21 protein-coding genes are annotated in these 26,010 nt (G+C 68.8%); 12 read left to right on the top strand and 9 right to left on the bottom strand.

Annotated features, from left to right (window positions below):
* Positions 1–128: 128 nt before the first annotated feature.
* From secB to AC1Q5A_RS14380, 3 genes are all read left to right on the top strand, one after another.
* A complete protein-coding gene (secB, locus tag AC1Q5A_RS14370) occupies positions 129–632 on the top strand; it encodes a protein-export chaperone SecB (RefSeq protein WP_492701756.1) in 504 nt (167 codons plus the stop codon).
* 9 nt (positions 633–641) lie between these two features.
* A complete protein-coding gene (locus AC1Q5A_RS14375; RefSeq protein WP_492701758.1) occupies positions 642–1,667 on the top strand; it encodes an NAD(P)H-dependent glycerol-3-phosphate dehydrogenase in 1,026 nt (341 codons plus the stop codon).
* 101 nt (positions 1,668–1,768) lie between these two features.
* On the top strand, positions 1,769–4,786 hold the full coding sequence (locus AC1Q5A_RS14380) for a DEAD/DEAH box helicase (RefSeq protein ID WP_492701760.1): 3,018 nt from the start codon (positions 1,769–1,771) through the stop codon (positions 4,784–4,786).
* Positions 4,787–4,795: 9 nt separating this feature from the next.
* On the opposite strand, the gene AC1Q5A_RS14385 is transcribed toward AC1Q5A_RS14380, so the two are convergent.
* The 4 genes from AC1Q5A_RS14385 to AC1Q5A_RS14400 form a co-directional block, all read right to left on the bottom strand.
* Positions 4,796–5,113: a hypothetical protein gene (locus AC1Q5A_RS14385; RefSeq protein WP_492701762.1), complete on the bottom strand. Its 318-nt coding sequence runs from the start codon at positions 5,111–5,113 to the stop codon at positions 4,796–4,798.
* Between the two features lie 104 nt (positions 5,114–5,217).
* Positions 5,218–5,901, bottom strand: coding sequence for an HAD family hydrolase (locus AC1Q5A_RS14390; protein ID WP_492701764.1), 684 nt, complete (start codon positions 5,899–5,901; stop codon positions 5,218–5,220).
* Between the two features lie 15 nt (positions 5,902–5,916).
* On the bottom strand, positions 5,917–6,927 hold the full coding sequence (gene glk / locus AC1Q5A_RS14395) for a glucokinase (protein ID WP_492701766.1): 1,011 nt from the start codon (positions 6,925–6,927) through the stop codon (positions 5,917–5,919).
* Between the two features lie 112 nt (positions 6,928–7,039).
* Entirely contained in the window at positions 7,040–8,674 is a 1,635-nt protein-coding gene (locus AC1Q5A_RS14400; RefSeq protein WP_492701768.1) for a S53 family peptidase, read from the bottom strand.
* A gap of 156 nt (positions 8,675–8,830) precedes the next feature.
* On the opposite strand from AC1Q5A_RS14400, the gene hemB reads away from it, so the two are divergent.
* From hemB to pyrC, 3 genes are all read left to right on the top strand, one after another.
* A complete protein-coding gene (hemB, locus tag AC1Q5A_RS14405) occupies positions 8,831–9,823 on the top strand; it encodes a porphobilinogen synthase (RefSeq protein ID WP_492701770.1) in 993 nt (330 codons plus the stop codon).
* A gap of 60 nt (positions 9,824–9,883) precedes the next feature.
* Positions 9,884–10,414, top strand: coding sequence for a hypothetical protein (locus AC1Q5A_RS14410; protein ID WP_492701772.1), 531 nt, complete (start codon positions 9,884–9,886; stop codon positions 10,412–10,414).
* Positions 10,415–11,194: 780 nt separating this feature from the next.
* Positions 11,195–12,247: a dihydroorotase gene (gene pyrC, locus AC1Q5A_RS14415; protein ID WP_492701774.1), complete on the top strand. Its 1,053-nt coding sequence runs from the start codon at positions 11,195–11,197 to the stop codon at positions 12,245–12,247.
* 134 nt (positions 12,248–12,381) lie between these two features.
* On the opposite strand, the gene AC1Q5A_RS14420 is transcribed toward pyrC, so the two are convergent.
* The 3 genes from AC1Q5A_RS14420 to trxA all read right to left on the bottom strand — a co-directional run bounded on the left by AC1Q5A_RS14420 (position 12,382) and on the right by trxA (position 16,268).
* Positions 12,382–13,749, bottom strand: a complete 1,368-nt coding sequence (locus AC1Q5A_RS14420) for a glutamate--cysteine ligase (protein ID WP_492701776.1) — start codon at positions 13,747–13,749, stop codon at positions 12,382–12,384.
* Between the two features lie 218 nt (positions 13,750–13,967).
* Complete coding sequence (gene rho / locus AC1Q5A_RS14425) at positions 13,968–15,755, bottom strand: transcription termination factor Rho (RefSeq protein WP_492701778.1); 1,788 nt, start codon at positions 15,753–15,755, stop codon at positions 13,968–13,970.
* A gap of 186 nt (positions 15,756–15,941) precedes the next feature.
* The gene (gene trxA, locus AC1Q5A_RS14430) at positions 15,942–16,268 is read right to left on the bottom strand and encodes a thioredoxin TrxA (RefSeq protein WP_114343285.1); all 327 of its coding nucleotides are present in this window, start codon (positions 16,266–16,268) and stop codon (positions 15,942–15,944) included.
* A gap of 388 nt (positions 16,269–16,656) precedes the next feature.
* Between trxA and rhlB the strand changes: the two genes are divergently transcribed.
* The 6 genes from rhlB (at position 16,657) to rpoH (ending at position 22,863) form a co-directional block, all read left to right on the top strand.
* On the top strand, positions 16,657–18,375 hold the full coding sequence (gene rhlB, locus AC1Q5A_RS14435) for an ATP-dependent RNA helicase RhlB (protein ID WP_492701781.1): 1,719 nt from the start codon (positions 16,657–16,659) through the stop codon (positions 18,373–18,375).
* Between the two features lie 110 nt (positions 18,376–18,485).
* Positions 18,486–19,163 (top strand): cell division ATP-binding protein FtsE, encoded by a 678-nt coding sequence (gene ftsE, locus AC1Q5A_RS14440; RefSeq protein WP_492701783.1) that lies wholly within the window; start codon positions 18,486–18,488, stop codon positions 19,161–19,163.
* A complete protein-coding gene (gene ftsX, locus AC1Q5A_RS14445; RefSeq protein ID WP_492701785.1) occupies positions 19,160–20,140 on the top strand; it encodes a permease-like cell division protein FtsX in 981 nt (326 codons plus the stop codon). The genes ftsE and ftsX overlap by 4 nt, the downstream gene beginning before the upstream one ends.
* Positions 20,141–20,278: 138 nt before the next feature.
* Positions 20,279–21,121: a response regulator gene (locus tag AC1Q5A_RS14450; protein ID WP_492701787.1), complete on the top strand. Its 843-nt coding sequence runs from the start codon at positions 20,279–20,281 to the stop codon at positions 21,119–21,121.
* Complete coding sequence (gene ung, locus AC1Q5A_RS14455) at positions 21,118–21,840, top strand: uracil-DNA glycosylase (protein ID WP_492701789.1); 723 nt, start codon at positions 21,118–21,120, stop codon at positions 21,838–21,840. The genes AC1Q5A_RS14450 and ung overlap by 4 nt, the downstream gene beginning before the upstream one ends.
* A 159-nt stretch (positions 21,841–21,999) precedes the next feature.
* The gene (rpoH, locus tag AC1Q5A_RS14460) at positions 22,000–22,863 is read left to right on the top strand and encodes an RNA polymerase sigma factor RpoH (protein ID WP_114343301.1); all 864 of its coding nucleotides are present in this window, start codon (positions 22,000–22,002) and stop codon (positions 22,861–22,863) included.
* An 84-nt stretch (positions 22,864–22,947) separates the two neighbouring features.
* Here the strand turns inward: rpoH and AC1Q5A_RS14465 are convergent, their stop codons facing one another.
* Positions 22,948–24,339, bottom strand: a complete 1,392-nt coding sequence (locus tag AC1Q5A_RS14465; RefSeq protein WP_492701792.1) for a S41 family peptidase — start codon at positions 24,337–24,339, stop codon at positions 22,948–22,950.
* Positions 24,340–24,457: 118 nt separating this feature from the next.
* Positions 24,458–25,678 (bottom strand): murein hydrolase activator EnvC family protein, encoded by a 1,221-nt coding sequence (locus tag AC1Q5A_RS14470; protein WP_492701794.1) that lies wholly within the window; start codon positions 25,676–25,678, stop codon positions 24,458–24,460.
* Positions 25,679–26,010 lie beyond the last annotated feature (332 nt).

Here is a 26,010-nt window from a genome sequence, read left to right on the forward strand (position 1 = left end):
TCGCAGAAAAACAAGGCCGTGCGCAATCCGCCGGGGCCGGCCAGGCGGTTCCCGGCGTGCGCGCGGTGGTGTTGTATGGAACAATCGACCTCTTTTTATACACGACACCGAAACCCGAGGAACCCCCGATGGCACAAGAAATCACCAACGACCAGGCCAACGGCCAGGCCAGTCAGCCGCAGCTGGTGATGCAGAAGATCTACGTGAAGGACGTGTCCTTCGAGGCGCCGAACGCGCCGCAGATCTTCCAGGAGCTCGACGAGAAGGACCAGCCACAGGTGCAGTTGAACCTGGGCCAGAAAGCCACCGACCTGGGCAACGACCTGTACGAGGTGGTGCTCAGCCTCACCCTGACCTGCACCGTCGGCCAGCGCACCGCCTACCTGGCCGAGGTGGAGCAGGCCGGCCTGTTCGGCATCGCCGGTTTCAGCGAGATGGATCATGCCGGGATCATCGGCAGCTACTGCCCGAACCTGCTGTTCCCGTATGCCCGCCAGGTGATTTCCTCGCTGGTGCTGGAAGGCGGCTTCCCGCCGTTCCTGCTGCAGCCGATCAACTTCGACGCGCTGTTCGCCGAGCAGCAGCGCCGCGCGATGGGCGGCGACGACGCCCCGGCGATGCTCAACAGCTGAGCCGCGTGCATGGCTGAAAACCCGAAGCTGACCATCCTCGGGGCCGGCTCCTGGGGCACCGCGCTGGCGGCGCTGACTGCGCGCAACGGCGTGCCCACCACGTTGTGGGGGCGCGACCGCGCGGCGTTGGCGGCGATCGCGGCGAGCCGTCGCAACCAGCGCTACCTGCCCGACATCGAGCTGCCGGCGGAGCTGAGCTACGAGGGCGAGCTGGCTGCCGCCGTGCGCGGCGCCGGGATCGTGCTGATCGTGGTGCCCAGCCATGCGTTCGCCGCGATGCTGGTCGAACTGGCCCCGCTGCTCGAGGCGGGCACCGCGATCGCCTGGGCGACCAAGGGCTTCGAGCCGGGCACCGGCCGCTTCCTGCACGAACTGGTGGCCGAACGGCTGCCCGGTCGCGCCGCGGCGGTGGTCACCGGGCCGTCGTTCGCGAAGGAAGTGGCCGCCGGCCTGCCCAGCGCGGTCACCGTGCATTCGGACGACGCGGCGTTCGCGCAGCAGCTGGCTTCCCTGCTGCACGCGCCGAACCTGCGTGCGTACTCCGGCGGCGACGTGCTCGGCGCCGAACTCGGCGGCGCGATGAAGAACGTGCTGGCGGTCGCCACCGGCATCGCCGACGGCATGCAGCTGGGCCTGAACGCCCGCGCCGGCCTGATCACCCGCGGCATGAACGAGATGCTGCGCCTTGGCGTGGCGCTGGGTGCGCGGCCGGAGACGTTGATCGGCCTGTCCGGCCTCGGCGACCTGGTGCTGACCTGCACCGGCGACCTCTCGCGCAACCGCCGGCTCGGCCTGGCGCTGGGGCAGGGCGTGGCGATCGACGAGGCGGTGCGGCGGATCGGCCAGGTGGTGGAGAGCATCCTCACCGCCGACGAAGTGGCGCGGCTGGCCGACAAGCACGGCCTCGACCTGCCGATCAGCGCCGGCGTGCGCGCCGTGCTGCACGGCGAGGTCACCCCGGCCGACGGACTCAAGGCGCTGATGGCGCGCGAGCAGAAGCCGGAATATCCGCACGGACTGTTCGGCACCGGCTGAACCCGCGCGTGCGGGCGCGATTTGTCGCGCCGGCGACGGTCGCATCCTGCCGCCGCGCTGCTAAGCTCAATGTTTTGGTCGTCGCCACGGACCGCATGCGCATGCAGCAACCGGACGAGAAACAGCACGCCGTCGCCGCGCCTTCCGGCGACGACGAGGCTCTGCCGCAGGCCTGGCGACGGCTGCTGGCCGCGCCGAAGCCGGCGCAGGCCGACGAGCATGGCGTGCTCGGTTTCTTCCTGGAGGTGATGCCGGAAGATGGCGCCCCGTTTGCCCGGCTGGACGTGGCGCCGGTGCTGCTGGCGGTGGTCGAGCACGGCCGCTACGCGCGGCCGGTGCCGCTGGACAGCCGGCACCTGGCGCAGTCGCCGCTGCAGCCGCACGAGCAGCGCCTGGCCGCGACCATGCTCGGTTTGCCGCAGAACGTGCGCAAGGGCCGCAGCTATGCGCGCCTCGGCGGCCATGTCGGCGACACCCTGCTGGCCGAGATCCTCGACACCGCGCCGTGCTTCCTCGGCGGCCTGGCCGGCCTGCGCCTGTCGCGCGGCAGGTCGCACCCGCTCAACTGGCACTGGCAGCTGGAGGCGGACGGCAGCCAGCGCCTGCTGCCGGTGCTGCCGCACAGCCAGCGCCTGCTGCGCATCGACGGGCTGTGGTACCTCGATGCCGAGCGCGCCACCGTGGGCCATTTCGACGCCGCGGCCGAGGAAGCGCACTGGCTGGAACTGCCGCCGCTGAAGCACGAGCACGGCCGCCGCCTGCGCAGCCGCCTGGCCGGCAGCCGGCTGGCCACGCGGGTACCGCCGCCGCTGGTGTTCGGCGAGGTGCGCCGCTCGGCGCTGGCGCCGAAGCCGGTGCTGATCCTGCACGCGTTGACCCGGCATGCCCGGCTCGCCGCCGGCACGCCGCCGCTGGGCTACGCGCGGCTGGCCTTCGACTACGCCGGCGAGCGCCTGCCCGGCCGGGGCGGCGAGCCGCTGGTGCGGCGTGTGCGCAACGACCAGCTGGTCGAGATCACCCGCCGCCGCGCGGAGGAACTCAGCGCGATGGAGCGGCTCGAACGCGCCGGGCTCACTCCCGGCGTGGACACCGAGGGCCTGCCATGGGACGTGGCCGAGACGCTGCCCGACGACGCCTGGCTGTTTCCCGGCACCGGCTACGCCGGCGCGCTGGAGGTCAACACGCCGGCGCGCTGGCTGGCCCTGCGGCCCAAGCTCGAAGCGGAGAACTTCCAGGTCGAGTACGCGCCGAGCTTCCCGTTCGAGGTGCTGGAAGGGCCGGTACACTGGTACGGCCAGGCGGTGGAGGATGCCGACGACCACGCGTTCGACCTGGAAATCGGCATCGAGCTGGATGGCCAGCGGCACAACCTGCTGCCCGCGGTGGCGCAGGCGCTGGCCGAGCATCAGTTGAACCTCAGTCCGGCGCCGAACGAGCCGGAAGACGCGGTGTGGTACGCGCCGGTCGATGCGCGCCGGCGCGTGCCGGTGCGCCTGAAGGAATTGCGCGGGCTGCTGGCGCCGCTGGCCGAGTACCTGGAGAAGCCGCGCAAGAAGCTGCACCTGCCGCGGGTGCAGGCCGGCCGGCTGGAGGAGCTGGTTGCGGCGATGCCCGGCGACGGCACGCTGGAGGCGGCCGAGCCGCTGCTCGGTTTCGCCGCGCGCCTGCGCGATGCCGCCGCGCGCGCCAGCGACGCGGTGCCCGGCGGGCTCACCGTGGAACTGCGGCCCTACCAGCGCGAGGGCCTGCGCTGGCTCAATGCGCTGGCCGAGGCCGGCGTCGGCGGCGTGCTCGCCGACGACATGGGCTTGGGGAAAACGCTGCAGCTGATCACCCACCTCTTGGCGCTGAAGCAGGCCGGCACGCTGACCCAGCCGGCGCTGGTGGTGGTGCCGACCAGCCTGATCCCGAACTGGCAGTCGGAGATCGCGCGCTTCGCGCCGATGCTGCAGGTACTGACATTGCACGGGCCGCAGCGCGCCGAGGAATTCGTCCAGCTCGGCGCGCAGGACATCGTACTGACCAGCTACGCGCTGCTGCCGCGCGACGTGGTCGCCCTGAGAAAACAAGCCTTCGCGCTGATCGTGCTGGACGAGGCGCAACAGGTGAAGAACCCGCGCACGCAGGCACGCCGTGCCCTGCTCAGCCTGCGCACGCCGCGCTACGTCTGCCTCACCGGCACGCCGCTGGAGAATCATCTTGGTGAGTTGTGGTCGCAGGTCGACCTGGCCGTGCCCGGCCTGCTCGGCGACGAGGGTGCGTTCCGCCGCTTCTACCGCGTGCCGATCGAGAAGCAGCACGACGAGGAATGCCAGCAGCGGCTGAACCTGCGCATCGCGCCGTTCATCCTGCGCCGGACCAAGGCGCAGGTGGCGAAGGAGCTGCCGCCGAAGACCGAGATCACCCGCCGCGTGGTGCTGGAAGGCCGCCAGCGCGACCTCTACGAGGGCCTGCGCCTGTCGCTGGCGGAGGAATTGCGCGAGGTGATCGCGCAGCGCGGCATCGCGCACTCCGGCATCGTGGTGCTGGACGCCCTGCTGAAGCTGCGCCAGGTCTGTTGCGACCCGCGGCTGGTCAAGCTCGAAGCGGCGCGCGGCGTGCATGAGTCGGCCAAGTTCGAATTGCTGATGGACATGCTGCCGGCGCTGCTCGACGAGGGCCGCAAGGTGCTGCTGTTCTCGCAGTTCACCGGCATGCTGAAACTGATCGCCGCCGAGCTCGACCGCCGCCGCATCCGCTACGTCACCCTGACCGGCGACACCCGCGACCGCGCCGAGCCGGTGCAGCGTTTCCAGAACGGCGAGGTGCCGCTGTTCCTGCTGTCGTTGAAGGCTGGCGGGGTGGGCCTGAACCTCACCGCCGCCGACACCGTGATCCACTACGACCCGTGGTGGAACCCCGCCGCCGAGGCGCAGGCCAGCGACCGCGCGCACCGCATCGGCCAGGACAAGCCGGTGTTCGTGTTCCGCCTGATCACCTCGGGCACGGTGGAGGAACGCATCGAGCAGCTGAAGGAGCGCAAGGCCGAGCTGGCCGCCGCGGTGCTGGAAGGCGGCGGCACCCGCGAGAGGCTGCGCTTCGACGAAAGCGACCTGGAAACGCTGCTGGCGCCGGGCTGAGCCGCCCGGTCAGGACGACGGCCGCAGCCGCGTCCGCAGCAGCGCATCCACCGACTGCTGCCACTGCGGCGAGCCGGGTTTCGACGGCGGCGCTTCCTGGCCCAGCTTGTCCTGCACCGCCTGGTTCCACGCTGGCGAGCCGTGTTCGGGGCCGTGGCCGTTGTCGCCGATGTGCAGCGAACGATCGATCCAGAGGTACCATTCGGGCGAGCCGAGCGTAGCGTCCGCCGGCGCGTTCTGGCCGGCACCAGTTTGTGGCGGCGCCGGCGAGGGCGAGCATGCGGCGAGCAGCAGGGTGAGCGGCAGGCTGACGGCAAGGCGGCGCATGGGCGGCTCCGTAAGCGGTTGGTGAAGAAGCCTAGCGCCGGGCCGCGCACGGGAGATTAAATTTTCATGGTACCGGTGAGTGCGGTTCAGCGACCATCGAAGGCTCAATCGCGCGCGGCCACTTCGTCGATGTGGCGCAGCAGGTCGGCCGGGTCGTCGTATACGCGGAACGCGCCGGACTGCTGCAGCTCGGCCAGGCCGTAGCCGCCCGCGAGCAGGCCGACGCCGAGTGCGCGGGCGCGCTGCGCGGCGAGCATGTCCCACACGCTGTCGCCGATCACCAGCGATTGCCGGATGTCCACGCCCAGCCGCGCGGCGGCGGCAAGGAACAGGTCCGGATCGGGCTTGGCGTGGCGCACCTGGTCGCGCGTCACCACTGGCACCTGCGCCGGGTCGACGCTGAGCGCCGCCAGGTTGGGCGCTGCGGTTTCCATCCGTCCGCTGGTGGCGATCGCCCACGGAATACCCTGCGCCGTGAGGTAATCCAGCAGCTCGCGCGCCCCCGGCAGCGGCCGCACCGAGCCCTGGGTATGCTGCCGGTTGAACGCGTCGGCGTGCCAGCGGCGCAGGCGGTCGAGGCGTTCTTCGGTGATTTCCAGCCCGGTCTCGCGCAGCAGGATGTTCGCGAACAGCCCGCCGCTCATGCCGATCTTGCGGTGGATCCGCCACACCGACAGTTCCACGCCTTCGCGATCCAGCGCCTCCTTCCACGCCAGCACGTGCTGGTAGACGCTGTCGATCAGGGTGCCGTCGAGGTCGAACAGGAAGGCGGTGTCGTGGCGGGGCATGGCGGCCTTCCCGGTTCAGTGGCGCGGCAGCAGCGAGCGCCCCGATTCCAGCACCGCCAGCGCCGCCGCACCGAGCAGACCCGGCTCGGGGTTCATGATCGCCTGGGTCGGCACCTTCTCCATGATGTCGCGGAAGCGGCCCTTGGCCTCGAAGCGTTCGCGGAAGCGGCCGCGTTCCAGCCACGGCAGCAGGATCGGGATCAGGCCGCCGGTGAGGTAAACGCCGTTCCACGCGCCCAGCGTGAGCACCAGGTCGCCGGCGACGCTGCCGAAGATGCCGGCGAACGTTTCCACCGTGCGCGTGCACAGCGAACAACTGCCGTCCTTCGCGCGGGCGGTGATGTCTTCCGGCTTGAGCGCGTCGGGCTGCGCACCGACCATGTGGCAGATCGCGTCGTACAGGTTCACCAGGCCCTGGCCGCAGATCAGCCGCTCGTTGGAGACGCGGCCGTACTTGTGGTTGAGGTAGTCGAGGATGGCGATGTCCTCCGGCGTGTGCGCGGCAAAACCGGCGTGGCCGCCTTCGGTCTGCAGCACGCTGCAGTGGCCGCCGCGCACCAGCAGGCCGCCGACGCCCAGGCCGGTGCCGGGGCCGACGATGGCGAAGGTCTGCTCGTTCTCGGCGCCCACCACCGGGCGCGGCACCGTGCCCACGTCGACCAGGTCGTCGCCCTGCAGCAGGGTCACCGCCATGCTCTGCGCGGCGAAGTCGTTGACCAGGTGCACGTATTCCAGGCCCAGCGCGCCGGCCGTCTGCTGTGCCGAGATCGCCCAGGGATTGTTGGTGACCTTGACCGTCTCGCCGTCGACGATGCGCCCGGCGGCGGCCACGATGGCGCGGCTCACCTTGAGGCCGGTGTCGGCGAGGTAGTGCTTCGCGGTGGCCACCAGCGAGTCGTGCTCGGCCACGCGGTAGCGTCGGATGCTGTCGGTCAGCAGCGGTTTGTCGCGTGATGGATCGGCCACCCCGAAGCGGACATTGGTACCGCCAAGATCGACGAGAAGGGTGGGGGCGGAAACGTGCATCGGGACTCCATCGGCGGACACGGAAAGCAGCAAGCCTGCCGCGAATGCGCTCCAGCGTCCAGCACCGGTCGCATCCGTCGGCCTCAGGCTGCCCCGTGCGGGTCGGTCGATCTCATGGTTTGCCCTTGTGCTTGCCGCCCTTGGCGGGTGGCTTGTGGCCGCCGGGTTTGGGCTTGTGACCCCCGTGCTTGGGTTTGTGGCCGGGCGGAGCCGGAATGGGGCTGCCCGGCACCGCCTGCAGGGCGCCGAGCAGGGCCGCGCCGTCCGGGCTGCCCAGTCCGGTGCAGGCGTCCCAGCCCGGACCCGCCGCGTAGCTGCCATTGTCGCCTTGGGTGATGTCGTGGAATGCGCCGTTGCCGAGGCCGTACAGGGCGACCTGGGCCGCACCCAGCGTGCGGCCCAGTTGCTGGTTGAGGCGAGCCACCAGTGCAGCCCACAACGGCGCCACTGCGCTGGTGCCGCCGACGACCTCGTCCTGGCCATCCACGCGCACGGCATAGCCGGTGAGCGGATCCGCGTTGCCCGCGACGTCCGGTACGCCGCGTCCGGCGAAGCCTCCAGCTGTCGTGGGTACCTGTGCCGCCGCCTGCCAGCTCGGCAGCGCAAACACCGTGCTCACGCCGCCGCCGGTGGCGCCCTCATTGGCCGCGGTTTCGTTCCATGTCACCTCGCTGCTGATCGCCTTGCCGCTGCCGAGCAGCTTCGTGCCGCCGCAGCCCAGCACGGACGGGCTGGCGGCGGGGAAATCCACATGCGGCTGGCCGTCGCTTGCGCCGTCGCTGGAACCGCTGTCGCCGGCCGCCGCGGTCACCGTCACGCCGAGTGCGGCGGCATCCTCCAGCGCGGTTTCCATCGCGTTGCGCGATGCCGTGACCCAGCTGTCCTCGGGAGCGCCCCAGCTGATCGACATCACCGTGGCCGGCAGGCTGCTGTCGTGCGCGGCCTGCGAGATGGCATTGTAGAAGCCCTGGTCGGTATTCGGGGCGAAATAGACGGCCAGTTTCGCCGCCGGCGCCAGCGCGCCGGCGATCTCGATGTCCAGCATCACCTCCGCGTCCGCGGCGCCGCCGGGCTGGTTGCTGCCGCCGTCGACGGAGACGGCGGTGATGGAAGGCGTGGCCAGGCCGAGGGATGTGAAGTAGGTATCCAGGTCGGCCTGCCGGTAGCCGCCACCCAGTTCGATGATCGCGATGACCTGGCCGCTGCCGTCCGCGCCGGCGGGAAAGTCGTACAGCTGGCCCACCTGCAGCGGCGTGTAGGTGTTCACCGGTTTTGCCTGTGCCACGCAGAAATGCGGCCGCGCGACCGGGCGCCGGTCGAGGCCCAGCACCGCGATGACCGACGGATCCGGCAGGGTCGGTGCCTGCGCGCAGCCCACATAGGACGCCCCGCCGGGAGTCAGCTCGTAGCGTCCCAATTGCACGCCGAACGCCTGCTGCAGGGATCGCATCGTGCCGCGCAGGTGCAGTACCCGCCGCCCCGGCTCCGAGGCCAGTTCCTGCAGGCCATGCTGGCGGCCGAAGCTGCGCATGCGGTCCACGTCGTCCGGATCGGCGCCGTAGTGCGCCTCGAAGTCGGCATGCCGGGTGGCGCGCGATGAAGGCGGGACCCTCGTGCCCAGCGGGTTCCTGCGCCGCAGCACCAGGGTCACGTCGAGCGACGCATCCGGAGCGTGCCGGCCCAGGTAGCGGGCGCCGGGCGGCTGATGCCGGTGGGCGGGCGGGGTGGCGGTTCGGGTCGTGCTCATGGCTTCCTCCCGGAGGAATGGCGGCGGATGCCGTACCGAGAGTGCCCCGGGAAATGTTATGACCCGGTTTCGCCGGCGTGTCGCGGATGTCGCGGCACGGCCGCGGATTCGGCGTTGTGGCCTAAAATACGCGGATACGACCCGCCAGGACCTGTCATGAGCTTTCCCGCCATCCGCATGCGCCGCATGCGCCGCGACGCCTTCTCCCGCGCGCTGATGCGCGAGCACACCCTGCTGCCCAGCGACCTGATCATGGTCGCGTTCGTGATCGAGGGCGAAGGCCAGCGCGAGGCGGTGCCGTCGATGCCCGGAGTGGATCGGCTGTCCATCGACGAACTGCTGAAGCTGGCCGGCGAGTGCGTGCGCCTGGGCATCCCTGCGCTGGCGCTGTTTCCGTCGCCGGGCTCTGCGGTGAAAAGCGAGGATGCCGCCGAGGCATGGAATCCCGACAACCTGATGCATCGTGCCACCCGTGCGCTGAAGGCGAAGTACCCCGAACTGGGCCTGATCGGCGACGTGGCACTGGATCCCTACACCACGCATGGCCAGGACGGCCTGATCGACGACGCCGGCTACGTGATGAACGAGCCCACCGTCGAGGCGCTGATCAGGATGTCGCTGGCGCAGGCCGCTGCCGGCATGGATTTCGTGGCGCCGTCGGACATGATGGACGGGCGCATCGGTTCCATCCGCGGCGCGCTGGAAGCAGCAGGCCACATCCACACGCGCATCCTCGCCTACTCGGCGAAATACGCCTCCGCGTTCTACGGGCCGTTCCGCGATGCGGTCGGTTCGGCGGCCAGCCTCGGCAAGGGCAACAAGCACACCTACCAGATGGACGTGGGCAACAGCGACGAGGCGCTGCGCGAGGTCGAACTGGACCTGCTCGAAGGCGCCGACGCGGTGATGGTGAAGCCCGGCCTGCCGTATCTCGACGTGCTGCGCCGGGTGAAAGACACCTTCGGCGCGCCCACCTTCGTCTACCAGGTCTCCGGCGAGTACGCGATGCTGAAGGCCGCCGCGCAGAATGGGTGGCTGGATGAGAAGGCGGTGGTACTGGAAGCGCTCACCGCGTTCAAGCGGGCGGGGGCGGATGCGATCCTTACCTACTATGCGATCGACGCGGCGCGGTGGTTGCGCGGGGAATAATGTGCCAGTTTTGTAATGACTTCTTTCAACCTGCAGAGCATTGCGCACAAGGGATAGCAAGTGGCCGCCTCAGTAATTGCGCTCGTAGCCGTAATCATCTCGGCCTTCTTTGGTAGCTTGATAGCCGAAGACTACCGCCGCTTCCGAGACAGTCAGGGCATCGCCGCTGCTATTGCAGGAGAGTTGGCCAGCTATGTGGAAGGCGGGGAAGTGATGTTGCGCATACTCGCCATCATGAAGCAGCAAGCCGCGAACGGAGTTGTAATTGCCTTTAAGCCATTCGACCCACCAACAGATGTCCTCTATTCGGCTCTCGCCGAGAAGATAGGCCTTCTGGGAGCCGTAATGGCTCGAGATACCGCATATGTGTATCAACGGATAAATGGGTTTCGAGTTGGTTACATGGTTCTTACTCGAGAGCACTCATCGCTTACACCGGACGCCGTGATCTGCTCTCTCGCTTCATGCGAGGAAATGATCAAGGGAGCCAATCTCCGCGCTGAGCCACTGCTCAAGGCGTTGGACAAACGTGCAAATGAAAGTTATACGTGGCCACGCCTCCCGAAGTTTAAGTCAATAATTGAAAGCTAGAACAACTAGCCGCGCCATCACGCATGGCATCTGGATCGATTTCCGCGGAAGCCATCGTGCTTTGCAGAAGCAAGAGCTTTCGTGCGCCTGTGGCGCCTGAGTTACTTCTCTTTTGCTTGTCCAAAAGAGAAGTAACCAAGAGAAAACGACACCCCGCTTGGCGCTTGCCGCCCATCCATGGGCGGCAAGTCCGTGAGTCGGGGTCGGGCTTTTCGACCGGACTCCTGTCCGGGCGAAAAGGCATCGGCATCCCTGCCGATGCCCGCTGCGCGGCCTGTCGACCCCGACTCACCGCCGCACAGGGGCCCCTGGTAGAGCAGCGGGCCCTCCTGGCCCGCACTCGGTGATGAAGCTAAAAGGCACAGCCACAGCAAAGCGTCGCTTTGCTGTGGCTGTGCTCCTGCTCTTGATCTGGCTCTTCTGAAAAGTACGCGCAGGATGCGCGTCGCTCTACCCGGGGTCCCCCTCTGCAGCGGCGGGCGGGTGGAGGATCAGCCCGCAGGGTGGTCGGCATGGATGCCGACCAGTTTGGCGTCAGGGCAGGATGCCCTGTCGACAAACCCCGTAGCCCGCACGCGAACCTTGCGGGCAGGATGCCCGCAAGGCGCGGAAGCGGGGTGCCCCTCTCTTTGGTTACTTTCTCTCGGGCAAGCGAGAGAAAGTGACTCGCCCTCCGAAGGAGGGTGAAAGCTCTTGCTCGTGGAGGACTGGCAGCCCGGACCCAAAGCATGGTGGCGCGATACCATTGCCATCTCCGATCGCAACCCGAGTTCGCCAACCATGACGCCCCCGCGCCTAGAAATCACCCGCTCCGACGACTGGCACCTGCATCTTCGCGATGGCGCCGCGCTGGCCTCGGTGATCGGTCACACCGCGCAGCGATTTGCCCGCGCCATCGTGATGCCGAACCTGAAGCCACCGGTGACCACGGTGGCACAGGCCGAGGACTACCGTCGGCGGATCATGGCGAGCCTGCCGGCGGGCGCGCGCTTCCAGCCGCTGATGACGCTGTACCTCACCGAGAACACGGCGGTCGAGGAAATCGCACGCGCCAAGGCGAGTGACGGCGTTTTCGCCGTGAAGTACTACCCGGCGGGGGCCACCACCAATTCGGATTCCGGCGTGCGCGAGCTGTCGCGGGTGTACCGCGTGATCGAGGCGATGGAGAAGCACGATCTCCCGCTGCTGCTGCATGGCGAGGTCACCGATCCCGCGATTGACATCTTCGACCGCGAGCGGGTTTTCATCGAGCGTCATCTGGTGCCGCTGCAGGCGCGCTTCCCGGCCTTGCGCATGGTGCTGGAACACATCACCACGCGCGACGCGGTCGACTTCGTCGGCGACGCACCGGCCAACCTGGCTGCCACGATTACCGCGCATCACCTGCTGCTCAACCGCAACGCGCTGTTCGAGGGAGGCATCCGTCCGCACAACTACTGCGCTCCCATCCTCAAGCGCGAGACGCATCGCACCGCCTTGCTGCAGGCGGCGACCAGCGGCAGTCCGCACTTCTTCCTCGGCACGGACAGCGCACCGCATCCTCGCGAAGCGAAGGAAACGGCCTGCGGATGTGCGGGGTTGTATACAGCCCATGCGGCGCTGGAACTGTATGCCGAAGCGTTCGAGCAGGCGGGCCGGCTGGACCGGCTCGAAGCGTTTGCCAGCTTCCACGGCCCGGATTTCTACCGCCTGCCGCGCAACACGGATCGCATCGTGCTCGAGCGCACGCCATGGACCGTGCCGGACGCCTATCCGCTGGCTGGATCCACCTGCAAGCCGATGCGGGCGGGCGAGTCGGTAGCGTGGTCGCTGGTGGAACAGACTACTTATTGACGAGACGCGCGAAGACGTCGAACACATCCATCAAGAGCGACCCCACCCCAGCCCTCCCCTGCGACCAGAGGAAGTCCCTTGGGGCAAGCAGGGGAGGGAGCAAGAGCAGGACTCGCCTTTTTGGCTTGGGCGGCTCAGTAGGCGAACTCGTGGAACACCGGGTCGACGCTGCCGTGCCAGGGGCCGTGGAACAGTTCCAGCTTGCGCTCGGCCGGGGTCTGGTTGGCCTGTGCAATCTCCACCAGCGGTTCGAGGAAGATGCTTTCGTCGGCACCGTGGCGATTGAGTCGGGCGCGGCGCTTGAGGCCATGGCCGGCGATCTTCAGCGCCTCTTCGGCGAGGTCGCGTACCGTGCCACCACGGAACGGAAGCTTCAGTGCGTGCTTCGGCACGCCGTCGCGCAGGGCGTGGCGCTCCTCGCGGCTGAAGTCCTTGACCAGATCCCACGCTGCATCCAGTGCCTGCTGGTCGTAGAGCAGGCCGACCCAGAACGCGGGCAGCGCGCACAGCCGGTTCCACGGGCCGCCGTCGGCGCCGCGCATCTCCAGGTACTGCTTCAGGCGCACCTCGGGGAAGGCGGTGGTGAGGTGGTCGGCGAAGTCCTTCATGGTCGCGTGCACGCCCGGCAGCGTGGGCAGCTCCCCGGCCAGGAAGCGCTTGAAGTCCTGCCCCGCGAGGTCGATGTAGCGGCCGTCCTGGTAGCTGAAGTACATCGGCACGTCGAGGATGTAGTCGACGTAGCGCTCGTAGCCGAAGCCGTCGGCGAACACGAAGTCGAGCATGCCGGTGCGGTCCTTGTCGGTATCGGTCCAGATCTGCGAGCGGTAGGACAGATAGCCGTTCGGACGTCCTTCGGTGAACGGCGAATCGGCGAACAGCGCGGTGGCGATCGGCTGCAGCGCGAGGCTGGTGCGGAACTTCTTCACCATGTCCGCTTCGGAGGAGAAGTCCAGGTTCACCTGCACCGTGCAGGTGCGCGTCATCATGTCCAGGCCGAGCGAGCCGACCTTCGGCATGTACTCGCGCATGATCTTGTAGCGGCCCTTCGGCATCCACGGCATCTGGTCGCGGCGCCACTTCGGCTGGAAACCCATGCCGAGGAAACCCAGGCCCATGCCGTCGGCGACCGAGCGTACTTCCTCCAGGTGCGAGTTCACCTCGCAGCAGGTCTGGTGGATGGTCTCCAGCGGCGCGCCGGACAGCTCCAGCTGGCCGGCCGGCTCCAGCGTGATCGAGGCCTTGTCGCGCGACAAGGCCACCGGAATCTCGCCCTCGCGCGCGGTCTCCCAGCCGTAGCGCGCGGCGATGCCTTCGAGCAGGGCGCGGATGCCGCGCTCGCCCTCGAACGGCGGCGGCGCCAGGTCGTCGGTGCGGAAGCCGAACTTCTCGTGCTCGGTGCCGATGCGCCACGCCTCGCGCGGCTTCTCGCCGGCGGCGAGGTAGTCGGCCAACTGCTGGCGGCCCGCAATCGGGGTGCTCTTGACGGCACTGGGTATGGACACGGGCGACGCCTCGTTGGGGGAGCGGACACTATGGGGGCGGCGCAAGGCGACGAAAAGGGGGTGTCGCGGAATGCGCGGTCGGAGCTCCATGAGAGCAGCATCGGGCGGGTGGCACCCTGAGCTGGATCAGGCCGGCGCACAAAACGAAATGGCGGCCACTGGCCGCCGTTTCGTTGCAGGGAAGGGCATCGGATCTTGCAATGCCCGTTTTCTTTCTCTCAGCGCTTCATCGAATTGAAGAACTCGTCGTTGGACTTGGTGTTCTTCATCTTGTCGAGCATGAACTCCATCGCGGCCAGCTCGTCCATCGGGTGCAGCAGTTTGCGCAGGATCCAGATCTTGGCCAGCATGTCCGGGTCGATCAGCAGGTCCTCGCGACGGGTACCGGAGCGGTTGATGTCGATCGCCGGGTAGACGCGCTTCTCGGAGATGCGCCGGGAGAGGTGCACTTCCATGTTGCCGGTGCCCTTGAACTCCTCGTAGATCACCTCGTCCATCTTGCTGCCGGTTTCGGTCAGTGCGGTGGCGATGATGGTCAGGCTGCCGCCTTCCTCGACGTTGCGCGCGGCGCCGAAGAAACGCTTCGGACGCTGCAGCGCGTTGGCGTCGACACCGCCGGTGAGCACCTTGCCGGAGCTCGGGATCACGGTGTTGTAGGCCCGCGCCAGGCGGGTGATCGAGTCGAGCAGGATGATCACGTCCTTCTTGTGCTCGACCAGGCGCTTGGCGCGCTCGATCACCATCTCGGCAACCTGCACGTGGCGCACGGCCGGCTCGTCGAACGTGGAGGAGATCACCTCGGCGCGCACGGTGCGGGCGATCTCGGTGACTTCCTCCGGACGCTCGTCGATCAACAGCATGATCAGGTGCGCTTCGGGATGGTTGTACTGGATCGCCTGGGCGATGTTCTGCAGCATCATCGTCTTGCCGGACTTCGGCTGGGAGACGATCAGGCCGCGCTGGCCCTTGCCGATCGGCGCGATCAGGTCGAGGATGCGGCCGGTGATGTCCTCGCTCGACCCGTTGCCGCGCTCCAGCTTGAACGCCTTGCGCGGGAACAGCGGGGTGAGGTTCTCGAACAGCATCTTGTTCTTCGACGCCTCCGGCGGATCGCCGTTGATGTCGTCGACGCGCAGCATGGCGAAGTAGCGCTCGCCTTCCTTCGGATGACGCACGCGGCCGGTGATGTAGTCGCCGGTACGCAGGTTGAAGCGGCGGATCTGGCTCGGCGACACGTAGATGTCGTCGGGGCCGGCCAGGTACGACTCGTCGGCCGAGCGCAGGAAGCCGAAGCCGTCCTGCAGGATTTCCAGCACGCCTTCGGCCCAGATGCCGCCGCCGGAACGGGCGTGCGCCTTGAGCACGTTGAAGATCACGTCCTGCTTGCGCGCGCGGGCGACGCCTTCGTGCAGGCCGAGCGACTCGGCGAATTCCAGCAGTTGCGGCGCCTTCATGCGCTTCAACTCGGTGAGGTTGATCACCCGGTCGTTGCTGCCCGGATCGGCGTTGTCGTCGTCCACCGGCAGACCGTTCGGGTTGGGCCGCGGATGGCCGCCCTGCGGACGACCCTGCTGCTGGTTCGGGTTGCCGCCGCGCTCGTTGCGCCGACGCCGGCCACGGCCTTCGCGACCTTCGCGGCCGCCGTTGTTCTGGTTCTGGTTCTGGCCCTGGTTTGGATTCTGCGCCTGGCCAGGGTTCTCCTGGGCTTGCGGCGACTCCGGGTTAGGCGTGGTCTGCGGCGCGAAGTCGCGCGGCTCTTGTGCCGGGCGGACCGCCGCCGGCAGGTTGGCCGCTACCGGCGCCGGAGCTGCCGGTGCCGGAGCCGGTGCAGGCGCTGGCGGAACGGCGGGCTTGTCGGCGACCGCCGCCTTTTCGGCATTCGCCGCCGCGATCGCGGCGGCGGTGCGGCGCGGCGCGCGCGTGCGCGGCTCGGGGCGGCCTTCGGCCACGGGCCGGGCGTCGGCGCCCTGGGCGTCGTTCGGGACTTTGTTTTCGGTATCGGACACGGGCAATCCTCGCGGGGCGCCGTTGAATTACAGAAGGGAGGTGTGCGTCGCGCGGAGGGCGCAGGGGGACAGGACTGTCCCGACGGACGCGATGAATCTAGCACTCGCTGCGTATCGGCGTAAAGCCTGGCGAGCCTGCCGGACCGGGCCGGGCAGGCTGCGCGCAGCGGACGGACGACGGGTGGGTCAGATGGCCTTGTCGATCATCTGGGTCAGCTGGCCCTTGCTGACGGCGCCGATCTGGGTGGCCTCGACCTTGCCGTTCTTGAACACCATCAGGGTCGGGATGCCGCGGACGCCATAGGTGCGCGGGGTCTGCTGGTTCTGGTCGATGTTGACCTTGACGATGCGCAGCTTGCCTTCGTACTGCTGGGCGATCTCGTCCAGCATCGGCGCGATGGCCTTGCACGGGCCGCACCATTCCGCCCAGAAATCCAGCAGCACCGGGGTTTCGGACTTGAGCACCTGCTGTTCGAAGGCGTCGTCATTCACATGGGTAATCAGGTCGCTCACCGGGGATCTCCGTGGCTGGGGGCCAGAATTGGCAGGTGGAAGACAATGGGGCGGCCGGGGCCGAAAAACAAGGAGTGACGACGGGCAGGCCCGCCATCGGCTACACTCAGGCGCCCACGAAGCGCGGGTTGGGCCGGACGAGGCCTCGCCATGGCGGCGGGATTTCATTCCAGCGCAACTCCGGGCACGATTCAAGGGCGGCCGGCACGGCCGCCCGTCAGACCGCCGGCAAATACGGCGTCGCCAGCCGCGGCGCGACCTTGTTGACCCTGACATTGAGCCGCTTCGCCGCGCATCGCGCACCGTCCTGCACCGTCCTCCGCCGAACCGGCGCCAGGCGCGGGTGCAGCGCATCACGCCGCCGTCAGGCAAGGTCAACCATCCGCATATGTCACAAACCGTACTCACCGACACCTTCTTCGCCAATTTCGATCTTCATCCGCTGCTGCAGCAGGGCCTGGACGACAGCGGCTTCACCCGCTGCACGCCGATCCAGGAACTGACCCTGCCGCTGGCGCTGGCCGGGCGCGACGTCGCCGGCCAGGCGCAGACCGGCACCGGCAAGACCTGCGCGTTCCTGGTCGCCACCATGAACCGCCTGCTGACCACCCCCGCGGTGGCCGACCGCAAGGACAGCGACCCGCGCGCGCTGGTGATCGCGCCCACCCGCGAACTGGCCATCCAGATCGACAAGGACGCGCGCAACATCGGCCGCCACACCGGCCTGAAGACCGCGCTGATCTACGGCGGCGTCGACTATGACAAGCAGCGCCAGCAGCTCAAGGACGGCTGCGACATCGTCATCGCCACGCCCGGCCGGCTGCTCGACTACCACAAGCAGGGCGTATTCAGCCTCAACAGCGTCGAGGTGATGGTGATCGACGAGGCGGACCGCATGTTCGACCTCGGCTTCATCAAGGACGTGCGTTTCATCTTCCGCAAACTGCCGCCGCGCGAGCAGCGCCAAGTGCTGCTGTTCTCCGCCACGCTCAGCCACCGCGTGCTGGAGCTGGCCTACGAGCACATGCACGAGGCCGAGAAGGTGGTGGTGGAAAGCGACAACGTCACCGCCGACAAGGTGCGCCAGCTGGTCTACTTCCCGGCCAAGGAAGAGAAGATGCCGCTGCTGCTGAACCTGATCGACCGGCACCAGCCGAGCCGCAGCATCATCTTCGTCAACACCAAGGCCGCCGCCGAGCGCGTCACCGAGCGGGTCAAGCGCCACGGCTGCCGTGTCGGCGCGATCTCCGGCGACGTGCCGCAGCTGAAGCGGCAGAAACTGCTGCAGCGCTTCCAGGACGGCCAGCTGGACATCCTGGTAGCCACCGACGTGGCCGCGCGCGGCCTGCACATTCCCGCGGTCAGCCACGTCTTCAACTACGACCTGCCGCACGAGGCCGAGGATTACGTGCACCGCATCGGCCGCACCGCGCGGCTGGGCGCCGAGGGCGATGCGATCAGCTTCGCCTGCGACCTGTACGCGATGTCGCTGCCAGACATCGAGACCTACATCGGGCAGAGCATCCCGGTGGCGGCGATGGGCCCGGAACTGCTGGTGATGCCGAAGCCGCATGCGATCGACCCCGAGTTCGCCGCGAACGCCGCCGCCGACAGCGCCGCGTTCGGCGACGTGGTGGCGCCGCGCCCCGGCGAGAAGCCGCGCCGTTCCGGCGGCGCCGGCCGCGGCGAGCGCAGTGGCGGCCGCGGCGATTCGCGCCCGCCGCGCGAGCACCGGCCTGCCGCGCCCGCCGAGGCACCGGTGCTGGCAGCCCCGGCGGTGGCCGCACCGGCCGTCGCCGACAGTGCCAGCGCTGATGCCGCGCACAAGCGCCGCCGCCGCCGCGGCGGGCGCAACCGGCGTCGCGAGGGCATGCCGGGCGCCGCTGTCGAGGTCGCGGGGAACAACAGCCCGGCCGTCGAGGGCAGCCGCGCGCCGCGCGGCGAGCATCGCCCGTCGCGTGAACGCAATGCGACCGACTTCGCCGGCGTACCGCACAGCCGGCCGTCGCGGCAGGTCGCCGCGGTCGCCGGCAAGCCGGGCGAGCACGCCCAGGCGAAGAAGCCGGGGTTGTTCCGCCGGCTCACCCGGCTGTTCACCGGCCGCTGAGGTTCACCTCCGCCGCGGGCTGAACCCGCGGCGGACGGATGCCGCATCTGGGCGCCGGCATCCCTTATCCTTGCCGTCGTTGTGACGACACGCAGGCTCGGGGACGCGCGGTGATCCAGTTCGATCAAGTCAGCAAGCGCTACGAGGGCGGCCACGAGGCGCTCTCGCAGCTTTCGTTCGCGGTGCCGACCGGCGAAATGGCTTTCGTCACCGGGCACTCCGGCGCCGGCAAGAGCACCCTGCTCAAGCTGCTCGGCCTGATCGAGCGGCCGTCGCACGGCACGATCAGCGTGGACGGCAAGAACCTGGCCAAGATCCGCCACAGCGGCGTTCCGAAGTGGCGCCGGCACATCGGCATGGTGTTCCAGGATCATCGCCTGCTGATGGACCGCAGCGTGTTCGCCAACGTCGAGCTGCCGCTGGCGATCGGCGGCATCGCCCGCGCCGAGCGCGCGCGGCGGGTGCACGCGGCGCTGGAGAAGGTCGGCCTGCTCGCCTACGAGCGGCAGTTGCCGGCCACGCTGTCCGCCGGAGAGCAGCAGCGCGTGGGCATCGCCCGCGCGATCGTGGCGCGGCCCGACCTGCTGATCGCCGACGAGCCCACCGGCAACCTCGATCCGCAGCTGGCGGTGGAGATCATGGGCCTGTTCGGAGAATTCCAGCAGGTCGGCACCACCGTGCTGATCGCCAGCCACGATCTGCCGCTGATCAAGCGCATGAAGAAGCGCGTGATCGTGCTCGACCATGGCCGCCTGGTCGCCGACCTGGCCGCGCAGGAGGTGCTGTGAACGCGTCATCCGAATCCCTGCACGCGCCGGCGGACGCTGCACCGCGCAATGCCCACAGCCGCGGCAGCCGCTTCGGCAGCTGGCGCGAGCACCATGGCTGGAGCGCGGCGTCCAGCCTGCGCCGGCTCGCCTCGCGCCCGTTCGGCAGCTTGCTCACGATCTCGGTGATGGGGCTGGCGTTGGCCCTGCCGCTGGCGTTCTACCTGCTGCTGGGCAACGTGCAGAAATTCGGCGATGCGCTGGGCCGGAGCCAGGCGATCAGCGTGTTCCTGCAGCCCGACCAGGCCGCCTCGCAGGCGCAGCTGCTGGCCAGGCAGCTCGCCGACCGTGCGGAGCTGGCCGCGGTGGTGGTGAAGACGCCGCAGCAGGGCATGGACGAACTGGCCCGGATGCAGGGCTTTTCCGGCGCGCTGCAGACGCTGGACGACAACCCGCTGCCGTACGTGCTGCAGCTGCAGCCACGTGCCGGGACGAGCGCGCAGGCGCTGGAGCAGCTGGTCGCCGACGTGCGCGGCATGCATGGCGTCGACATGGTGCAGGACAGTGGCAGTTGGCGAAGACGGCTGGACGCGCTGCTCGGCGTGGGCAACCGCGCGGCGCTGGTGCTTGCCTCGCTGCTGGCGCTGGCGGCGTTGCTGGTGGTCGGCAACACGGTGCGCGTGGACATCGCCAACCGCAGCGAGGAGATCGGCGTGTTGTTGCTGGTCGGCGCCAGCGGCGCGTTCGTGCGGCGACCGTATCTGTATGCCGGAATCTGGTACGGCCTGTTCAGCGGCATCCTGGCCGCCCTGCTGGCGGTGTTGATCGAATTCGCGCTGGCCGCACCGGTGGCGCAGCTCAGCCAGGCCTATGATGGCAAGCTGCAGGTCGGCGGCCTGCCGGTGTGGCTGCTGCTGGCGGTGCCGCTGGCCGCCGCCGCGCTGGGCTGGCTGGGCGCGCGGCTGGTCAGCGCGTGGCAACTGCGCAAGGCGGCATGACGGTCTTGTGCCGGGGTGACGTGAATCGCAGCCGCCGCCACCGCGTTTGATGCACGATCGACAGTCGACGCGGGCGCAGGGGTGCGCTCGCCGGTTCATGGGCGAAGGATCGCCATGGTCAGGTGGGTGAACTGAGGCATGAGTACGAATATCAGCGGCCGTCTGCTGACCGATGCACCGCGGGTGCTGGTGGTCGACGGTTCGCGCGTGGTGCGCCAGCTGATCACCCGCGTGCTGCTGGCCGAGTTGCCCGGCGTCGAGGTGGTCGGCTGCGGTAGCGGTGCGGAGGCGCAGCAGGTGCTCGGCGAAGGCGTGTTCGACTTCATCACCATCGCGCTGCGCCTGCCCGACATGGACGGGCTGGAGCTGGCGCGGTTCGTGCGCGAGTCGGCGCCGCAGGCCTACGTGCCGATCGTGGTGGTCTCCGGCGACGTCGAGGACCGGCTGCATCGCCGCTCGCTGGGCGAGCACGTCACGGATTACTTCGACAAGGCGCTGGGCTTCCAGGCGCTGGCCGAATTCATCCGCGGTTACGTGCGGCCGGAGGACACCACCGAGGGCGTGGTGCTGTACGTCGAGGACAGCCGCGTGGTGGCGCTGGCCACCCGCCGCATGCTGGAGAAGATCGGCCTCACCGTGCGTCACGTGGTCAGCGTGGAGGACGCGCTGGCCCTGCTGGAAACTTCGCGCACGCAGGGCCGGGTCGGCGCCGACGTGGTGCTCACCGACGTCAGCCTGAAGGGCGAACTCACCGGCGGCGACCTGCTCAAGCTGGTGCGCGAGGAGTTCGGCTACGGCAAGGGCCGGCTGCCGGTGCTGGTGATGACCGGCGACGAGAACCCGGCCAACCAGGCCGCGCTGATCAAGGCCGGCGCCAACGACCTGGTCGAGAAGCCGGTCGAGGAAAAGCTGCTGGTCACCAAGCTGCTGTTCCAGTTGCGCGTGGCGAAGCACCTGCGCGAACACGCGGCCGGGGCATGAGCGACGCGGCGCGGGTCAGGCTGGAACCCTCGTGGAAGGCGCGCATCGGCGACTACCTGCTGCGCCCCGAGATGCAGGCGCTGGCGGCGTTCCTGCGCGAGGAGAAGCAGGCCGGCAAGCGGATCTACCCGCCCGGCCCGGAGATCTTCGCGGCGTTCGAACACACCCCGTTCGACGCGGTGCGGGTGGTGATCCTCGGCCAGGACCCGTACCACGGCCCGGGCCAGGCGCATGGCCTGTGCTTCTCGGTGCGCCCCGGGGTGCGGGTGCCGCCGTCGCTGGAAAACATCTTCAAGGAGATCCAGCGCGACCTCGGCATCCCGCGCCCCGACCACGGCTGCCTCACGCCATGGGCCGACCGCGGCGTGCTGCTGCTCAACAGCGTGCTGACGGTGGAAGAAGGCCGCGCCGGCTCGCACCAGGGCAAGGGCTGGGAAGGCTTCACCGACGCGGCGATCGATGCGCTGAACCGCGAGCGCGAGGGCATCGTGTTCCTGCTGTGGGGCAGCTATGCCCAGCGCAAGGGCCAGCTGATCGACACGCGGCGGCACGGCGTGCTGAAGAGCGTGCATCCGTCGCCGCTGTCGGCCCACCGCGGCTTCCTCGGTTGCGGCCACTTTTCCGCCGCCAACCGCTACCTGGAAGCCCGCGGCCAGCCGCCGATCGACTGGTCGTTGCCGCCGCGAACCGAATTGCAGGGCCATTTCACGCCCACTTGAACGCCGTTTGGCCAGCCTCATGTCGGACCGGACGGGGCGCTGGACAAGGGCGGCAAATATCTGTACTATTTGGTTCATTAAAGCGCGGAACCAATCCCGCGCTTTAGCACTCCAACCACCCGAGTGCTAAACTTCGACGCTATTCAGGAGGTTCCACCCATGTCTCAAGCCTTGGTGACCGCCAACTTCCCGCTGCCGAGTGTCGTCGGCAGTCTGGATGCGTACATCTCCGCGGTCCATCGGATCCCGGTGCTGAGCTCGGAAGAAGAGCAGGCGCTGTCGCGCGACTACCTTGAAGAGGCCAACCTGGCCGCCGCGAAGAAGCTGGTGATGTCGCACCTGCGTTTCGTGGTGCATGTGGCACGTGGCTACTCGGGTTACGGTCTGCAGCTGGCCGACCTGATCCAGGAGGGCAACATCGGCCTGATGAAGGCGGTCAAGCGTTTCGACCCCGACCAGGGCGTGCGCCTGGTCAGCTTCGCGGTGCACTGGATCCGTGCCGAGATGCACGAGTTCATTCTGAAGAACTGGCGCATCGTCAAGGTCGCCACCACCAAGGCGCAGCGCAAGCTGTTCTTCAACCTGCGCAAGAACAAGAAGCGCCTGGGCTGGATGAACGCGGCCGAGGTGAGCACGGTGGCGAAGGATCTGGGCGTGCCCGAGGCGACCGTGCGCGAGATGGAATCGCGCCTGTCCGGCCGCGACATCGGCTTCGAGGCCCCGGCCGATGCCGACGACGACGCCAAGCCGGCCCCGGCGGCGTTCCTGGTCGACGACGGCGCTGACCCGTATGAAAACGTGGCCGACGAGGACTATGCCGACAACCAGATGCAGACGCTGAACGACGCGCTGGGCCACCTGGACGAGCGTTCGCGGAACATCATCCAGCGTCGCTGGCTGGACGACGACAAGGCCACGCTGCAGGATCTGGCCGACGAGTACGGCGTCTCCGCCGAGCGCATCCGCCAGGTCGAGGCGAACGCCATGAAGAAGATGCGCGGCCTGTTCGTCGCGGCGGCCTGAGCCCGCGCTTCAAGGCTGCTGCCAATGCAAACGGCCCCGCACGGGGCCGTTTTCGTGTCCGCCACCCGGCGGCCGGCGTGCCGCTCAGCGGTGCGCGGCGGCAGGCTGGCGCAGCGCCATGCCCTTGAGCACGTTCAGCGCCTGTGACAGCGCGTAGTCGCTGGTGGCCAGCTTGGCATCGGCGGCGCTGCCGTCGTCGTTGATGTCACCGCCGGCCTTGGCCTTCTCGTTGGCCAGGTGGTTGGGCAGGTCGGCTTCCGAACTGATCAGCACCGGGCCATGGTCGGACGTGTTCACCGAGAGGTCGGCCAGCGCGATATCGGGCTTGATGCCCTCGGCCTGGATCGAAGTGCCGTTCGGCGTGTAGTAGCGCGCGGTGGTGATCTTCACCGCATGCTCGGCGTCCAGCGGCAACACGGTCTGCACCACGCCCTTGCCGAACGTGCGCTGGCCCATGATCAGCGCGCGGTGGTTGTCCTTCAGCGCGCCGGAGACGATCTCGGCGGCCGAGGCGGTACCGTTGTTGGTCAGCACGATCATCGGCGCGCCGCCGAGCTGGTCGCCCGGGTGCGCAGTGAAGCTCATGTTCGCGTCCTGCAGTCGGCCGCGCGTGGTGACGATGGTGCCGGCATCGAGGAAATCGTCGCTGACGCCGACTGCCGCGGTAAGCAAGCCACCGGGATTGTTGCGCAGGTCCAGCACCGCGCCCTTTGGCGGCCCATTCTTCGCAATCAGCTGGCCCAGCTTCTTCTCGAGGTCGGCGGCGGTGTCGCTCTGGAACTGGCTGATTCGCACGTAGGCGTAGCCCGGCTCCAGCTCGCGCACCTTGACGCTGCTGATCGCGATGTTCTCGCGCACCAGGTGCAGGTCGATCAGCTTGTCGCTGTTCTGGTGCACGATGGTCAGGTCGATCTTGCTGCCCGCCTTGCCGCGCAGCTGCTTGAACATCTCACCGACGTTCTGCGCGTCGACCACGGTACCGTTGACCTTGACGATGCTGTCGCCTGGCTTGATGCCGGCGCGTGCCGCCGGGGTATCGTCGATCGGCGAGACGATGCGCAGGCCGCCGTCGACCTGCAGCACCTCGATGCCGAGGCCGCTGTATTCGCCGGTGGTGTCCTCGTTGAGCTGGGTGAGGCCTTCCTTGTCCAGGTATTCGCTGTGCGGGTCGAGGCCGCTGAGCATGCCGGTGATCGCCGCCTTCATCAGGGTCTTGTTGTCGACCTTCTCCACGTAGGCCTGGCGGACCACCTCGTAGACGCGACTGAAGTTGCGGATGTCGTCCAGGTCGACCTGGTCGACGGAACTGGCGCTGGCCGGCGCGGCGACGCGGCTGGTGGCGGCCGGCAGATCGACCGGCGGCGCGACCGTGGCGGCCCGCGCCGGTGCGTTCTGCGCGCGGGCGCCCGGCGTGGCCAGCAGCAGGAACGGCACGGCCAGCAACAGGGTGAACGGGCGGCGAGGGGATGGACGCATGGGTGGCTCCGTACGGCGGCGACGTCGCGCTGTCACGCGACGGAAGGACCAGCTTCCGGCTTTGACAACGGAAGGCCAGCGTAATTCATCGGCAGCCGGCGACGCCATGCCGGCCGCGTCAGCGGCGCTGGGCCAGCCAACCGCGCGGATCAACCGGCTGGTTGTTCCTGCGCAGCTCGAAATACACGCCGGTATTGACGCCGGTGGGCGCGCTGGCGGTGCCGATCGCCTGGCCGGCCTCGACCTCGTCGCCGACAGCGTGCAGCAGGGCCTCGTTGTTGCCGTACATGCTCATCCAGCCGTTGCCGTGGCTGAGGATCAGCAGCATGCCGTAGCCGCGCAGGAAACCGGCGTAGATCACCCGGCCGCGCGCCACCGCGTGGATCTCGCTGCCACCGCTGGCCTTGATCAGCACGCCGTTGCCGTAGCTGTTGACCACGCCGCTGGCCGGCCACGGCAGGTTGCCGCGGATGTTGGCGCCGGCGCTGCCGACCTCGAGTGGCGGTGGCGGCTTATGGCCGGGATGCCTGCGCGCCGCCGCCGCGCGCTCGGCAGCGGCGCGGGCGGCGGCTTCGTCGATCGCCTTCTGCAGCCTGTCGAGCAGGCGGTTGAGCGACTGCGCGTTCTGTTTCATCGCCGCCAGCCGCTGCGCCTGGTCCCGGTACTGCGCGTCGGTGGTGGCGGCCAGCTTCTGCTGCGCTGCGCGCTGCTGCGCCAGCACCGCAGCCTGCTGCCCGCGTTGCGTCCTGGTCGCCTGCAGCGCCTGCTGTTCGGCGCTGATGGCATGCTCCAGCTCCTGCAGTTGCGCCAGGTCGGTCATCAGCTGCTGCACGCGCCGCACGCGGTCCTGCTGGAAGTATTTCGAGTAGACCAGCGCGCGTGCGATGCGCGCCACGTCCTCGTCGCCCAGCAGCAGGCGCAGGTCCGAGCCGTGGCCGAGCGCGTAGGTGGCGCGCAGCAGGTCGGCGATCGCGGCGCGCTGGCCATCCAGCTTCCGGCCCAGTTCGGTGCGCTGCCGCTGCAGCTGGTCCAGCTGCTGCTGCTTGGCGGCCAGTTCGGCATCGGTCTGGCGCACGGCGCGCGCCGCGCTGGCCAGCGCGTTGGCCTGCCGCGCCAGTTCCGCATTCGCGCTGCCGCGGCGGGCGGCGGTGTCGGCCTGCTCCTTCGCCAGCGCTTCCATCCGGTGCTGCAATTCGGCCAGCTTCTCCTTCGCCGCGGCCTGCTCGCTGCGGCTCCTCCCGTCCTGGCGCGCCTGCAGCGCGGGCGGTGCGAGGGCGGTAGCCAGGGCGATGGCAAGGGCGGGCAGGGCGTGACGAAGCAGGCAGGCGGGCTTGGGCATGTCGGGATTATCACCGAGCCGGCTGGCCCGGGCGAGACGACCTCGCCACGGCCGGCCGGCGACCCCGCGGGCGGATCTCCCCGATGATCCCGGGAAACCGGATGCGTATGGCCGTCCGAATCCCTTTTGACGCATGGCAACCGCTGTGTTCTAGTGGACGCCCTTCCGCGTGCCGCGACGGTGTCGCCGACGGGCATGCGCCCGGCACGCCCACGACGGAACACACGATGGCGCAGTCAGGCGACTCCATGCTCCATGCTCCGGTTTCCAGGCTCGACGGCGGCGGCTTCGCCGCACCGGCAGGTGACGGCGGGATCGACACCGTTCGCGGT

It is taken from the genome of Rhodanobacter sp. GW835-FHT13D09, assembly GCF_058793995.1.